Origin of the sequence: Rhizobium sullae (assembly GCF_025200715.1) — a bacterium.
Classification (GTDB): Bacteria; Pseudomonadota; Alphaproteobacteria; order Rhizobiales; family Rhizobiaceae; genus Rhizobium; species Rhizobium sullae.
Window position 1 is genome coordinate 3880396 of the sequence record NZ_CP104143.1, and the last position, 12949, is coordinate 3893344.

Below are 12949 nucleotides of genomic sequence, written 5' to 3' on the forward strand. Positions count from 1 at the left end.
TGCCTTTCAGACCTGCAGGATCGATGAGACGAGCAATTGTGTGTAGGGCTCGCGCGGGTCGTCGAGCACCCGGTCTGTGAGGCCATGTTCGATAACATAGCCGTCCTTCATCACCATCATACGATGCGAGAGCAGGCGCGCGACGGCGAGATCGTGGGTGACGATGATGGCCGAGAGGCCGAGATCGTTGACGAGACCGCGAACCAGATCGAGGAGGCGCGCCTGAACCGAGACGTCGAGACCGCCGGTTGGCTCATCCATGAAGACGAGCCGCGGGCTGGTGACGAGATTGCGGGCAATCTGCAGACGTTGGCGCATGCCGCCCGAGAAAGCGCGAGGCTGATCATCGATGCGGCCGGCGTCGATTTCAACACGCTCCAGCCAGTCGATGGCGGTGGAGCGGATTTTGCCATAGTGCCGGTCGCCGATCGCCATCAGCCGTTCGCCGACATTGGCGCCGGCCGACACCGTCATGCGCAAGCCGTCGGCCGGATTCTGGTGCACGAATCCCCAATCAGTGCGCATCAGGAAGCGGCGCTCCGCCTCGTTCATGCGGTAGAGATCGCGATAGCTTCCATCGCGCATGTGATATTCGACGCTACCGGTCGTCGGCATCAAGCGCGTCGAGATACAGTTAAGTAGCGTCGTCTTTCCGGAACCGGACTCGCCGACGACGGCCAGCACCTCGCCCGGCCAGAGCTCGAAGGAGACATTGCGGCAGCCGACACGATTTCCGTAGAATTTCGAAACGTCGTTGACTTTGAGAAGAGGTGTGTCGCTCATTCCGCAGCCTCCTTCGGCGCAAGCATCTCGCCGGCATGTCCCTGCTCGCGGCGGTCTTCGCAATGGTCGGTATCGGAGCAGACGAACATGCGTCCGCCCTTGTCGTCGAGAATTACCTCGTCGAGATAGACCTCCTCTGCGCCACAAAGTGCGCAGGGTTTGCCGAAGCGCTGAATCTCGAACGGATAGTCTTCGAAATCGAGGCTGACGACCTCGGTATAGGGCGGAACCGCGTAGATGCGTTTCTCGCGGCCAGCGCCGAAGAGCTGTAGCGCGTCGGACATATGCATTTTCGGATTGTCGAATTTCGGCGTCGGCGACGGGTCCATGACGTAGCGCCCGGCGACCTTCACCGGATAGGCGTAGGTCTTGGAGATGCGGCCGTTGTGCGCGATGTCCTCGTAAAGCTTCACATGCATCAGGCCGTATTCTTCCAGCGCATGCATCTTGCGCGTTTCGGTTTCGCGCGGCTCGAGGAAGCGGAGTGGCTCCGGGATCGGAACCTGGTAGACGAGCACCTGGTTGGCTCCGAGCTTTTCTTCCGGAATGCGATGACGCGTTTGGATGACCGTTGCATCTTTGGTGTGGGTGGTCACCGCGACGTTTGCAACCCTCTGGAAGAAAGCACGGATGGAAACTGCATTCGTGGTGTCGTCGGCACCCTGGTCGATGACCTTCAGTACATCGTCCGGCCCGATGATCGAGGCCGTTACCTGCACCCCGCCCGTGCCCCAGCCGTAGGGCATGGGCATTTCGCGGGAGGCGAAAGGCACCTGGTACCCGGGAATCGCGATCGCCTTCAGGATCGCGCGGCGAATCATCCGCTTCGTCTGCTCGTCGAGATACGCGAAGTTGTAGGTGGCTAGCTCCGTCATTTGCGGTTACCTTCAAGCAAAAGCGAGGGAACGGCTTGGAATTCGACGCTGAAATGCTCTCGACTGCCGTGCTCTTGGCAGCCATTGCGTTTGCGTTTCTCCACCGTCAGATCTTCGGTTCCGGAAAGGACAGCAGCTTCGACTTGGACGACGGCGATAGCGGGGGTGGCGGCGACTGAAAGCCTTTTGGCGGCGCGCATCATTCTGCCGCCTCCTGCAAGTCCCTGCCGCCGTTTCGAGCAGTCTCGAAGTCGCGGCGCATGCGCCGGACAAGGTCCAGTTCGGCCTGGAAATCCACGTAATGCGGCAATTTCAGATGCTCGACGAAGCCAGTGGCCTGGACATTGTCGGAATGAGAAATGACAAATTCCTCGTCCTGTGCCGGTGCTGTGATGTCTTCCCCGAACTCCTCGGCGCGCAGTGCCCGATCGACCAGCGACATCGACATCGCTTTCCGTTCGCTCTGGCCGAAGACGAGGCCGTAACCGCGCGTGAACTGCGGCGGCGCTTTGGCTGAGCCCTTGAACTGGTTGACCATCTGGCATTCCGTCAACTGGATTGTCCCGAGCGATACGGCAAAACCGAGTTCCGGAACGTCTAATTCCACCTCGACGTCACCGATACGGATTTCCCCCGTGAAGGGATGGTTGCGGCCATAGCCTCGCTGCGTGGAATAGCCGAGCGCCAGAAGGAAGCCCTCGTCCCCGCGCGCAAGCGCCTGCAGGCGAAGGTCGCGGCTCATCGGAAATTCCATCGGTTCGCGGGTAAGGTCGCCGATCTCGTGATCCTCCGGCATATCGCCGTCGGCCTCAATCAGTCCCTCCTGGCCAAGGATTTCCGACACGCGCATGACGCGGCCGGTTTCGGCAGGACGTTGCGCTGGCTCTTCAACGGCCTCGTCGGAAAGCAACGCAGGATCGAGCAGTCGGTGCGTGTAGTCGAAGGTGGGACCGAGAAGCTGGCCGCCAGGCAGATCCTTGTAGGTGGCGGAAACGCGGCGCTCGATCTTCATCGCCGCGGTATCGAGCGGTTTCGAGTATCCGAAGCGTGGCAGCGTCGTGCGATAGGCACGCAGCAGGAAGATCGCCTCGATCATGTCGCCACGCGACTGGCGGACGGCAAGTGCGGCGAGCGTGCGGTCGTAGAGCGAGGCCTCGGCCATGATGCGGTCGACTGCAAGGGCAAGCTGCGCGACGATCTGGTTTATACCGATCGCAGGGAGCGAACGGTCGCCGCGGCGGCGATCGGCAAGCAGGCGGTGGGCATTCTCAATGGCGGCCTCGCCTCCTTTGACGGCAACATACATGGCTCACATCTCCGTTGCGATGATCTTGGTGGTTCGCGGCAGGCAGAGGAAACGGCTGCCTGCTGTCAGCACGAGGTCGATGCCGCGTGGAAAGAGGGCGCGGTTTTCCGCCCAGAGCCGCAGGAAGGTCTCCGGCAGGCCGACGGGCCCAATCTCGGTCACGCTCTGAATGCCGGGGCCCGTTAGCGCCAGCCGGCGGCCGCCTTCGAGTCCTGCAAGTTCGATGATCAACGTTGTCGAGCGATCGGGATATTCCTGCGTACCTAAGGCAAAGAGTCCTAACGAGGAAAGCGTCACGCCGTGCTCAATAAAGGCAAAGCGGGCTTCAGCCCTTTCCGGAACCACGGGCGCGCTGGTGTGAAAGCCGAGCCAATCGGGCATTGCTGATTTCGCGAGCCCGGAAGACAGCCAGACCGGCGTATCGTGGTCGCATAGCGTCAGCGCAATCGCGGCTGCGGCAGTACCAAGCGGCGCAGGTGGCGCGACTTCGGGTGCAATGGTCTGGATTGTTCCGGGCCGCGCCATACTATCCATCATAGTCTTGAAGACGCTTTGGGACTGGAAGACGGGTTCGGTAAAGCCACCGGTCAGGGCTTCGATCTTGAGGCTCATCAGTCGTCTCCGCGCACCATTGTGAAGAAATCAACCCGCGTCGCCGCCGTTTCGTCTGCCTTGCGGCGATCGGTCTCAGCAATTCGCGCCGCGATCGGCAAAAGCAGTCTCTCCTCGATGAAGCCCTTCGTCGCGTCGTTCTGCCAAAGCGCGTCGAAAATCGCGGCAAGCCTTACCTTTTCGCGGTCTGTGCCGAGCGCCTGCGCATGACCAACGGCACCCGAACCAAGCCGTATCGTTGCGCGCGTGACAGTGACTTCGCCGAGATTGAAGGGCGCGCCGCCGCCGCCGATGCGGCCACGCACCATCACGAGGCCGGTTTCCGGCCCGCGCACAGGCTGAACCGCCGGCTTTTCTGCGAGAGCTTCAAAAGCCTCGACAAGCTCGTGTCGTTCAGCCCGCGCGAGCAGGCCGGCAGCGCGCTTGCGCTCGCCGTTCGCCGCCGCATTGTTCTCCGCCAAGGTCATCACCACATCCCTAAATGTCTATTGATATAGACAACTATACAAGATATGATTACGCTTAAATCGCCGACGTGACAAGCGTGTGACATCAAGGGGTAAGATGGCAGAACAAGTGCAACGACAGACGGGCGTGGCGCTCTGGCGCCAAATCGCGGACCGTATTCGCGACGCAATCAATACCGGGGCCTATGACGAGACCGGCATGGTGCCGCCGGAAACGGTTCTGGCGCTGCAATTCGGCGTCAATCGTCATACGGTCAGAAGCGCGCTTGCCGCCCTGGCTCAGGAAGGCATCGTGCGCGCGGTGCAGGGCCGCGGTACCCTGATCGAGCGGAAGGAACGGCTGAATTTTCCGATCACACGTCGCACGCGCTTCACCGCCGGTATCGGTGCCCAGGCGCGCGAGATGCGCGGGCTATTGCTCGACCATACCGAGGAGGGAGCCGATGCGGAAGTTGCACGCTGGCTGAGACTTAGACCCGGGGCTGCGGTGATCCGCCTCGAGACATTGCGTATGGCCGACAAACGGCCGGTGTCTTGCGCGACGACATGGTTTCCGGCGGACCGGTTTGCCGGCATCGACGAAGCTTATCGCAAGACGGAATCGATCACCAAGGCCTTCGCCGAACTGGGCCTGCCGGATTACGTCCGCGCAACGACAGAGATTACGGCCGCTCATGCCGATTCACGCGACATCACGACCCTGGAATTGACGCCGGGTGCCATCCTGCTCATCACCAAGGCAATGAATACGGATATTGAGGGCGTGCCGGTGCAATACTCGATCAGCCGCTTTGCAGCCGACAGGGTGCAGTTCACGATAGAGAATTGAAAAAGCCGGGCAGCGAGCCCGGCTTCTGAGCGGAGATCCCGAAGGCTTAATGCGCGCCGGACATATCGCCGAGCACTTCCTTGGAAGCGACGGTGGAGTCGGCATCGAGCTTGTAGACCATCGGAACGCCGGTTGCGAGGTTGAGCGCCAGGATTTGCTCCTTGGTCAGGCGGTCAAGCACCATGACCAGCGAACGCAGCGAGTTACCATGGGCAGCGACGAGCACTTTTTCACCGCGCAGCACGCGCGGCAGAATCTCGGTGAGATAGTAAGGCCAGACGCGCGCGCCGGTGTCGCGCAGGCTTTCACCGCTAGGAGGCGGGACGTCGTAGGAACGCCGCCAAATGTGAACCTGCTCCTCGCCCCATTTGGCGCGGGCATCGTCCTTGTTGAGGCCAGAGAGGTCGCCGTAATCGCGCTCGTTCAGAGCCTGATCTTGGATCGTCTTGAGGTCCGGCTGGCCGATTTTGTCGAGAATGAGCGTTAGCGTGTGTTGCGCGCGTACGAGCGCAGACGTAAAGGCGACATCGAATTTTATACCGTAGTCGGCAAGCGCCTGACCGCCCGTCTTGGCTTCTTCGATGCCGAGTTCCGTGAGATCTGGATCCTTCCAGCCGGTGAAGAGATTTTGCAGGTTCCATTCGCTCTGGCCGTGGCGAACGAGGACGAGGGTGCCGCTCATGAAATATGCCTCCGTAATGAGATCAATGTGAGGAGAGCCCGAGCACGTCGAGCATGGAATAAAAGCCGGGCTTCTTGTCGCGGGCCCAAAGCGCCGCCTTGATGGCGCCACGGGCGAAGATCGAGCGATCAGCGGCGCTGTGCGACATCGACACGATCTCGCCTTCGCCGGCGAAGAGCACGGAGTGCTCACCGATCACCGAACCGCCGCGCAGCGTCGCAAAGCCGATTGTACCCGTTTCGCGCGCCCCGGTATGGCCGTCGCGGACGCGGACAGATTGCGATGACAGGTCGATGTTGCGGCCTTTGGCAGCAGCTTCCCCCAGAAGCAGAGCGGTGCCCGAAGGCGCATCAACCTTGCGTTTGTGGTGCATTTCGAGGATTTCGATATCCCAATCGGCAGCATCGACCGCTCGTGCGGCCTGCTCTACGAAAACGCTGAGAAGGTTCACACCAAGGCTCATATTGCCGGACTTTACGATACGCGCATGACGCGATGCTGCTGCAATCTTGGCATTATCCGCATCCGAACACCCAGTGGTGCCGATGACATGGACGATGCGCGCCTGAGCGGCGAGTGCTGCAAACTCATTTGTCGTCCCGGGCGTTGTAAAGTCCAGGACACCGTCGGCGTGAAGAAAGGCCGCGAGGGGGTCGTCCCCAATGGTGACGCCATTTGGTCCAAGGCCTGCGATTTCGCCTGCATCCTTGCCGACGAACGGCGAGCCGGGCCGGGCGACGGCCGCATGCAGCGTGACACCCTCCATGGAATGAATAAGTCGGATCAGCGTCTGTCCCATGCGGCCTGCTGCCCCAACCACCACCAGCTTCATCGCAGCGTCGCTCATGTCAGCTCACAATCCGTATCAAAGAGAATCCGAGGCGGCAGGCCGCTGAAGATTGTTGAGGCGAGCGTAAAGTCCGTCGTTGAGCTTCGCAAGCGTCTCGTGATTGCCTTCCTCGACGACACGGCCCTGCTGCATCACGACGATCTTGTCGGCGCGCACGACCGTTGAGAGCCGGTGGGCGATGACGACGACGGTGCGACCGGTCATCGCTTCATCGAGCGCTTTTTGTACGGCCGCTTCGGATTCCGTATCGAGTGCCGATGTAGCCTCGTCAAGAAGCAGGATCGGCGCTTTTCGGACGAGCGCCCGGGCGATTGACAGACGCTGGCGCTGGCCGCCGGAAAGCGTCACGCCATTTTCACCGACAGGCGTATCGTAGCCGTTGGGTTGCGCGAGGATGAACTCATGGGCGTAGGCAAGCCGGGCGGCCTCTTCCACTTCGGCATCCGTCGCTTCCGGACGCCCATAGCGGATGTTTTCGCGAATCGTGCCTTCGAATAGATATGGCTGCTGCGACACATAGGCGAGTTGCTGGCGAAGCGACTGTTTGGTGACGTGCGCAATGTCCTGGCCATCGATGAAAATCTCTCCGCTCTTCGGATCGAAGAAGCGCGGAATGAGATTGATGACCGTCGACTTTCCGGCGCCGGATGGACCCACGAGCGCCGTCGTCTTGCCGCCTTCTGCAACAAATTTTACGGCGTTGAGGATCGGATCTGTACCGTAAGCGAACGATACATCGCGGAATTCGATGCGGGCATCTGTGACATTTAGCGGTTTCGCATCCGGAAGATCACGCTGACGCGGCTCCATGTCGAGCAGTTCGTAGATCATGCGGGCGTTGACGACGGCTCGCTCCAGCTGAACCTGCAGTCTTGCAAGGCGGCGGGCAGGGTCGTAAGCGAGCAACAGTGCTGTTACGAAGGAAAAGAACGCCCCCGGCGGCACGTTGTCATAGATCGACCGATAGGCGGCATAGGCAAGGATGCTCGCAACGGCAAAACCGGCGAAGGTTTCCGTCATCGGCGCATTCCGCTCAGACAGGCGGGCGATGCGGTTTGCGCGGCCTTCTGCCGCAGCGACGAGCTTGTTGAGCTTGCGCTCCAGTTCGCCTTCCATGGTGAAGGCTTTAACGATGGCGATCCCCTGGATCGTCTCCTGCATCGCGCCCAGGACATGGCTGTTCAGATAAATCGCCTCTTTGGTCGCCTGACGTAGGCGCTTGGACAGATATCGCAAGCCATAGAGGAGCGGCGGAGCTAGAATGAAGACTGCAAGGCTTAGCAACGGATCCTGAAAAACCATCACGCCGATCAAGGCGATGAAGGTGAGAAGGTCACGCGCAGTCGATGTGATCGTCAGGTTCATGACATCGCGGATGCCGCCGACATTCTGGCTGACTTGCGCCGCAATATGTGCCGAACGGGCTTGGTTGTAGAAGCCGACGGACAGGGTCATGAGATGAGCATAAAGGCGCCGCTGATAGCGTGCCACGATGTTGTTTCCGATCCTGGACAGCGCCACCGCTTGGCCGTAGCTCGCAAAACCGCGCAGCACGAATGCGATGAAGATCGAAAGACAAATGATCCACACCATATCCGCACGGCGATTGGCAAAGGCCTCGTCAATGATCACCTTCATGATCCACGCAGTGAACGCCGTCGAAAGGGCCACAACGACCAGACAGCTGATCGCAAAAGCATATCCACCGATATGATCACGGCCGTTTTCTGCGATAATGCGCTTCAAGATGCCGGTGACGGTATCGCTGCTGACGGTGCTCTTTTTGCTCGCGGACGAATCCAAAAATTGTGCTTCCTGTCTCGGATAACCCGCACGGCGTCAGCCGCGCGCTTGGGGCGGCTCTATAAAGAGTTGGCGCGCCTTTGGCTAGACTGGCATTAACCGCGCCAGCGGCGGCCCTTGGTCGAGACACCGAAACTTGCCGGCCGGCGGGCGTAGAACGAAAGGCCTGCAAGAGCCGCCAGCGGGTGGGTCACGACATAGGTTGGAATCGCCTTCAGCCAGTGAGAGTGCGGCGCCTTGTCCTCGAAAGCGGCTCGGAACTCCGGCTGCCTCAATGCCGGCAATATCTTCTGCGAGATGCCGCCGGAAAGATAGACGCCGCCTTTGGCCATGAAGATCATCGCCATATCGCCTGCAACACGGCCGAGGTAGGTTGAAAAAAGGAAGATGGTCTCCACGGCCGTCGTATCGGTTCCGGCAAGCGCGTGAGAGGTGATGTCGGCCGGATCGCGATATTTGGGCTCGATGCCATCCGCCTTGCAGATCGCGCGGTAGAGATTGACGATGCCGCGTCCGCAAAGGATCTGCTCCGCCGAAACACGGCCCTCGATCGTCTCGATATAGGGGAAGATCTCCAGGTCTCGTTTGCTGCGTGGTCCGAGATCGACATGGCCGCCTTCGCCCGGCACGGGAATCCATGAACCTTGCGCGCGGACGAGCCCGCCAACGCCGAGGCCGGTTCCGGGTCCGAGCACGACGCGGGAAGCGACGATCTCTCCGGATGCAGCACCAATGCGCTCGCGCTCGCCGTCACCGAGTGCGGAAATCGCCAGTGCCTGCGCCTCGAAGTCATTGACGACAATCACGTCCTCGATGCCGAGACCTTCGATCATCGTATGAGGACGGACGACCCAGTCGCAATTGGTCAGCGGAATTTCATCGCCATTGATCGGGCCGGCAATGGCGAGAATAGCCGCGCGCGGGCGCATCTCCGTCTTTGCAAAGACGCCCTTCAGGATCGCTTCGTCGATGGTTTCGAAATCGGCTGTGCGAACGTTCGCGAAATTGACGGCCTCGGCCGAAGCGTCCGCAAGAATGGAGAAGCGCGCATTCGTTCCGCCGATATCGCCGATCAGGATCGGAAAAGGCAGGGCATCGCTGGTGTTGAGCATGGACATAGCCGGTTCCGTGTCTAGGCGTTCAGAGTCGGGATGAGTTTTTCGGCAGTCGCTTCGTTTAGTGCCATTGGAATATCGTAAACGATCGCAAGCCGCATCAATGCCTTCACGTCGACATCATGCGGCATCGGCGTCAATGGATCGACAAAAAAGATGAGTGCGCCGACTTCACCGGTTGAAATCAATGCGCCGATCTGCTGGTCGCCGCCGAGCGGCCCGCTTTTCAGACGGGTGACATCGAGATCGGGGACCGCATCGAGGACGCGGCCGCCGGTTGTTCCGGTCGCCACGATCTTCCATTTGGACAGCTGGTTCCTGTTGCGGCGGGCGAATTCCGCCATCTCGTTCTTCTTCTGGTCATGCGCAATCAATGCAAGGCATTTGCCGCCGGCCATGAAAAAGAACCTCCATCCCATAGATTCAATCGATTTGGCCGCTTCTATACCAAGCCCACGATTAGAAAAACAAGCATTTCCACTATCATTGCACCAGGGGCTTGTCGGTGGGAACCGGGCCGACGGCAGGAAGAAGGTCTCCGGCCGCCGCAGGTGTTGCTGGTGCCGCGGTCAGGGCAGTTGCGGTCGAGCCGCCATCAGTCGATGCCGTCATCGATGCGGCGGCCGGTGCATCCAGAACGGCGGCGCATACCTTCGGAAGATCGGCTACCATGATTTCACGCGGTGGTTTAGGCGGCCGGGCATCGGGCTTCGGCGGCGCCCACGGCTCCTTGGTGAACCACCAGGCCAGCGACTTTCCGCAGCCATCGCCGTCCGTGATTGGCGCCTGCGGCTTGCAGTCCGCAGCGCCAGGCGGGCATTTCATCCGGATGTGAAAATGCGAGTCGTGGCCGTATATCGGGCGCAGCTTGCCGAGGTTCGTGCGGTCGCCCCTCCAAGTATCGCACATCTTTTTCTTGATTGCAGGATTGACGAAAATGCGTTCCACCTGAGGGTAGCTTGCCGCAAGCATCAGCAATTCGGCGTGGGATTGCGTCCAGACCCTGGGATTAATCGTCAGGAACTTCTCCTTCTGCAGCATCGTGGTGAAGGGAAGGTCTTCGCGCTCCTCTGCCGTCATCCGGCGTGTGGGCATCGGCATCAGCCATATGTCGGCATCAAGGCCGATCTGATGCGAGGTGTGGCCATTGAACATCGGTCCGCCCCGAGGTTGCGATATATCGCCGACGAGCAGCCCCGGCCAGCCGATCTGCTGCCTTGCATCGCGGGACAATTGCTCAAGCAGCGCGATCATGGCCGGATTGCCCCAACGGCGGTTGCGCGAAAGGCGCATTGCCTGCCACGTCGGACCATCCACGGGCAAGGCAACGCCGCCCAGCATGCACCCTTTCGAATAGAAACCGATCGGTCGCGCCGGTCCTTGCGCCGGTAGGGAAGCCGAACCGAAGAGCGCCTTGGCGCTGCCGGGGCTCGGCTGCTTCTGTTGCGCTTCCGCGTCGCCCGCAATCAGGCTTGCACCAATAATACCCGCCAACGCGAGTCTGCCGATTGTCTGGAAAGACGGAGCGAGGCGGAATGTCATGCGGTATCCTGAATGTCTGCCAGAGTGATTTGCATCGAGTCTACCGTGAAAAGCAATTTTGGTGAATCGATGTTCTGGCAGCGGGGATGACATTCCGGCGGTGGCGGTCGAATGAAGAAGACGTGTCCTGGCGGCTTGTATCCAGTCAAAATTTTGCGAAATGGACGAAAACGTCACACTTTCCTGTTTTTTGCCTGTATTTCCCGTATTCTCGAAGAAAGCTAAAATAATATGGGGTTTGGTGAATGGCGGTCGCATGGTCGAAAAGAAGTCTGCTCGTTGCTCTCGTGGCCTTGATCTCCTTGCCTTTGGAAGTTTTCGCGCAGGAGCAGAGCTTTCAAATCGGCACGTCGAGCATAGGTGCCCTTAAATATCAGCCCGGCTTCAAGCATTTCGACTATGTCAATCCGGACGCGCCAAAGGGCGGCGATCTGCGGCTTTCGACGACCGGCACTTTCGATACCTTCAATCCGGTTCTCGCAAAGGGAGAGGTAGCGGACGGCCTGCCGCTGGTCCATGACACGCTGATGAAATCCGCCGATGACGAGCTTCTCGTTTCTTACGGCCTGCTTGCCGAAGGGGTTTCCTTTCCATCGGATATCTCCAGCGTCACCTTCCGCCTGCGCAAAGAGGCGAAATGGGCGGACGGCCAGCCGGTCACACCGGAGGACGTGATTTTCAGCCTCGACAAGACGAAAGAACACAGTCCGCTTACAGCCAACTACTACCGGCATGTGGTGAAGGCCGAGAAGACCGGCGAGCGCGATGTGACCTTCACCTTCGATGAAAAAAACAACCGCGAACTGCCGAGTATCCTCGGCCAGCTCATGGTCGTGCCGAAGCACTGGTGGGAGGCGCCTGGCCCGGACGGCAAGCCGCGCGATATCTCGAAGACGACACTGGAGCCCGTCATGGGCTCCGGGCCCTACAGGATAGCCTCCTTCTCGCCGGGCGCGAACATTCGCTATGAACTGCGTGATGACTATTGGGGTAAGGACCTCAACGTGAATGTCGGACAGAACAATTTCCGCAACATCACATACACCTTCTTTAGCGACAGAGACGTCGAGCTCGAGGCTTTCCGCGCCGGCAACATCGATTACCGACAGGAGACCCAGGCGAGCCGCTGGGCGACGGGCTACGACTTCCCGGCCGTGAAGGACGGCCGCGTGAAACGCGAGGAATTGCCGAATGCGCTGCGGGCCGTCGGCGTCATGCAGGCGCTGGTGCCCAACACGCGTCGCGAGATATTCAAGGACGCGCGGGTGCGCGAAGCGCTGAACTATGCGTTCGACTTTGAGGACATGAACCGCAACCTTGCCTTCAACGCCTTCAAGCGCGTCGATAGCTATTTCTGGGGCACGGAACTCGCCTCCTCGGGTCTGCCGCAAGGAAGGGAGCTGGAAATCCTTGAAGGACTGAAGGACAAGGTGCCGCCGGAGGTCTTCACGACGCCCTACACAAACCCGGTCGCCGGCGATCCGCAAAAGCTGCGCGACAATCTGCGCAAGGCGATCGCGCTCTTCAAGGAGGCTGGCTGGGAATTGAAGGGCAACCGCATGGTCAACACGAAGAACGGCCAGCCGATGAGCTTCGAAATCCTGCTTTCCAACCCGTCGTTCGAACGCTCGGTTCTGCCCTTTGCGAACAATCTGAAGAAGATCGGCATCGACGCGCGGTTGCGCACCGTCGATGCCTCGCAATATACGAACCGCGTCAGAAGCTTTGACTATGATATGATATGGGGCATCTGGGCGGAGACGATGGATCCCGGCAACGAGCAGGTCGACTACTGGGGCTCCCAGGCGGCGAACCAGCCCGGATCCCGCAACTATGCCGGCATTTCCGATCCGGCAGTCGACGCGCTGATCCGGATGATCATTTTTGCGCCGAACCGTAAGGAGCAAGTGGCGGCAATCAAGGCGATGGATCGGGTGCTGCTTGCAAACCACTATGTCGTCCCTTTGTTCTACAGCAATACGTCGCGCGTCGCCTATTGGGATAAGCTGACTCATCCTGCCGAGTTGCCGACTTACTCGCTTGGCTTCCCCGACGTGTGGTGGTCGAAAGACGCGAAATAGCGGA

The 12949-nt window shown here is 60.0% G+C and carries 14 protein-coding genes; 2 read left to right on the forward strand and 12 right to left on the reverse strand.

Annotation, left to right across the window (positions count from 1 at the left end; translation table 11 throughout):
- Positions 1 to 6 precede the first annotated feature (6 nt).
- From phnK to phnG, 6 genes are read right to left on the reverse strand one after another with little or no spacing between them, the layout of a single operon-like run.
- Positions 7 to 783, reverse strand: coding sequence for a phosphonate C-P lyase system protein PhnK (gene phnK / locus N2599_RS19165; protein ID WP_027510492.1), 777 nt, complete (start codon positions 781 to 783; stop codon positions 7 to 9).
- Positions 780 to 1658 (reverse strand): alpha-D-ribose 1-methylphosphonate 5-phosphate C-P-lyase PhnJ, encoded by an 879-nt coding sequence (locus N2599_RS19170; RefSeq protein ID WP_027510493.1) that lies wholly within the window; start codon positions 1656 to 1658, stop codon positions 780 to 782. The genes phnK and N2599_RS19170 overlap by 4 nt, the downstream gene beginning before the upstream one ends.
- Complete coding sequence (locus tag N2599_RS19175; protein ID WP_027510494.1) at positions 1655 to 1861, reverse strand: hypothetical protein; 207 nt, start codon at positions 1859 to 1861, stop codon at positions 1655 to 1657. Before N2599_RS19175 ends, N2599_RS19170 begins: the two co-directional genes overlap by 4 nt.
- Positions 1858 to 2964 (reverse strand): carbon-phosphorus lyase complex subunit, encoded by a 1107-nt coding sequence (locus N2599_RS19180; RefSeq protein ID WP_027510495.1) that lies wholly within the window; start codon positions 2962 to 2964, stop codon positions 1858 to 1860. The genes N2599_RS19175 and N2599_RS19180 overlap by 4 nt, the downstream gene beginning before the upstream one ends.
- Before the next feature lie 3 nt (positions 2965 to 2967).
- Positions 2968 to 3576, reverse strand: coding sequence for a phosphonate C-P lyase system protein PhnH (gene phnH, locus N2599_RS19185; protein WP_027510496.1), 609 nt, complete (start codon positions 3574 to 3576; stop codon positions 2968 to 2970).
- Positions 3576 to 4043, reverse strand: coding sequence for a phosphonate C-P lyase system protein PhnG (phnG, locus tag N2599_RS19190; protein WP_027510497.1), 468 nt, complete (start codon positions 4041 to 4043; stop codon positions 3576 to 3578). The genes phnH and phnG overlap by 1 nt, the downstream gene beginning before the upstream one ends.
- 97 nt (positions 4044 to 4140) lie before the next feature.
- On the opposite strand from phnG, the gene phnF reads away from it, so the two are divergent.
- Positions 4141 to 4872 carry a phosphonate metabolism transcriptional regulator PhnF gene (gene phnF / locus N2599_RS19195; RefSeq protein WP_027510498.1) on the forward strand — a complete coding sequence of 244 codons (732 nt, stop codon included), beginning with the start codon at positions 4141 to 4143 and terminating at the stop codon, positions 4870 to 4872.
- 46 nt (positions 4873 to 4918) lie between these two features.
- On the opposite strand, the gene N2599_RS19200 is transcribed toward phnF, so the two are convergent.
- The 6 genes from N2599_RS19200 to mepA all read right to left on the reverse strand — a co-directional run bounded on the left by N2599_RS19200 (position 4919) and on the right by mepA (position 10864).
- Positions 4919 to 5554: a 2,3-bisphosphoglycerate-dependent phosphoglycerate mutase gene (locus N2599_RS19200; RefSeq protein ID WP_027510499.1), complete on the reverse strand. Its 636-nt coding sequence runs from the start codon at positions 5552 to 5554 to the stop codon at positions 4919 to 4921.
- A gap of 22 nt (positions 5555 to 5576) precedes the next feature.
- On the reverse strand, positions 5577 to 6401 hold the full coding sequence (gene dapB, locus N2599_RS19205) for a 4-hydroxy-tetrahydrodipicolinate reductase (RefSeq protein WP_027510500.1): 825 nt from the start codon (positions 6399 to 6401) through the stop codon (positions 5577 to 5579).
- Positions 6402 to 6419: 18 nt separating this feature from the next.
- Positions 6420 to 8207 carry an ABC transporter ATP-binding protein gene (locus tag N2599_RS19210; RefSeq protein WP_027510501.1) on the reverse strand — a complete coding sequence of 596 codons (1788 nt, stop codon included), beginning with the start codon at positions 8205 to 8207 and terminating at the stop codon, positions 6420 to 6422.
- 95 nt (positions 8208 to 8302) lie between these two features.
- The gene (locus N2599_RS19215; RefSeq protein WP_027510502.1) at positions 8303 to 9325 is read right to left on the reverse strand and encodes a glucokinase; all 1023 of its coding nucleotides are present in this window, start codon (positions 9323 to 9325) and stop codon (positions 8303 to 8305) included.
- A 14-nt stretch (positions 9326 to 9339) separates the two neighbouring features.
- On the reverse strand, positions 9340 to 9720 hold the full coding sequence (locus N2599_RS19220; protein WP_027510503.1) for a methylglyoxal synthase: 381 nt from the start codon (positions 9718 to 9720) through the stop codon (positions 9340 to 9342).
- An 85-nt stretch (positions 9721 to 9805) separates the two neighbouring features.
- The gene (gene mepA, locus N2599_RS19225; protein ID WP_027510504.1) at positions 9806 to 10864 is read right to left on the reverse strand and encodes a penicillin-insensitive murein endopeptidase; all 1059 of its coding nucleotides are present in this window, start codon (positions 10862 to 10864) and stop codon (positions 9806 to 9808) included.
- A 245-nt stretch (positions 10865 to 11109) separates the two neighbouring features.
- Between mepA and N2599_RS19230 the strand changes: the two genes are divergently transcribed.
- Positions 11110 to 12945, forward strand: coding sequence for an extracellular solute-binding protein (locus N2599_RS19230; protein ID WP_027510505.1), 1836 nt, complete (start codon positions 11110 to 11112; stop codon positions 12943 to 12945).
- Positions 12946 to 12949: the final 4 nt, after the last annotated feature.

What these genes read in the sequence shown, in the direction of transcription:
- phnK (WP_027510492.1), bottom strand. Translation starts at nt 783, where the DNA reads ATGAGCGACACACCTCTTCTCAAAGTCAACGACGTTTCGAAATTCTAC.
- N2599_RS19170 (WP_027510493.1), bottom strand. Translation starts at nt 1,658, where the DNA reads ATGACGGAGCTAGCCACCTACAACTTCGCGTATCTCGACGAGCAGACG.
- N2599_RS19175 (WP_027510494.1), bottom strand. Translation starts at nt 1,861, where the DNA reads ATGATGCGCGCCGCCAAAAGGCTTTCAGTCGCCGCCACCCCCGCTATC.
- N2599_RS19180 (WP_027510495.1), bottom strand. Translation starts at nt 2,964, where the DNA reads ATGTATGTTGCCGTCAAAGGAGGCGAGGCCGCCATTGAGAATGCCCAC.
- phnH (WP_027510496.1), bottom strand. Translation starts at nt 3,576, where the DNA reads ATGAGCCTCAAGATCGAAGCCCTGACCGGTGGCTTTACCGAACCCGTC.
- phnG (WP_027510497.1), bottom strand. Translation starts at nt 4,043, where the DNA reads ATGACCTTGGCGGAGAACAATGCGGCGGCGAACGGCGAGCGCAAGCGC.
- phnF (WP_027510498.1), top strand. Translation starts at nt 4,141, where the DNA reads ATGGCAGAACAAGTGCAACGACAGACGGGCGTGGCGCTCTGGCGCCAA.
- N2599_RS19200 (WP_027510499.1), bottom strand. Translation starts at nt 5,554, where the DNA reads ATGAGCGGCACCCTCGTCCTCGTTCGCCACGGCCAGAGCGAATGGAAC.
- dapB (WP_027510500.1), bottom strand. Translation starts at nt 6,401, where the DNA reads ATGAGCGACGCTGCGATGAAGCTGGTGGTGGTTGGGGCAGCAGGCCGC.
- N2599_RS19215 (WP_027510502.1), bottom strand. Translation starts at nt 9,325, where the DNA reads ATGTCCATGCTCAACACCAGCGATGCCCTGCCTTTTCCGATCCTGATC.
- N2599_RS19220 (WP_027510503.1), bottom strand. Translation starts at nt 9,720, where the DNA reads ATGGCCGGCGGCAAATGCCTTGCATTGATTGCGCATGACCAGAAGAAG.
- mepA (WP_027510504.1), bottom strand. Translation starts at nt 10,864, where the DNA reads ATGACATTCCGCCTCGCTCCGTCTTTCCAGACAATCGGCAGACTCGCG.
- N2599_RS19230 (WP_027510505.1), top strand. Translation starts at nt 11,110, where the DNA reads ATGGCGGTCGCATGGTCGAAAAGAAGTCTGCTCGTTGCTCTCGTGGCC.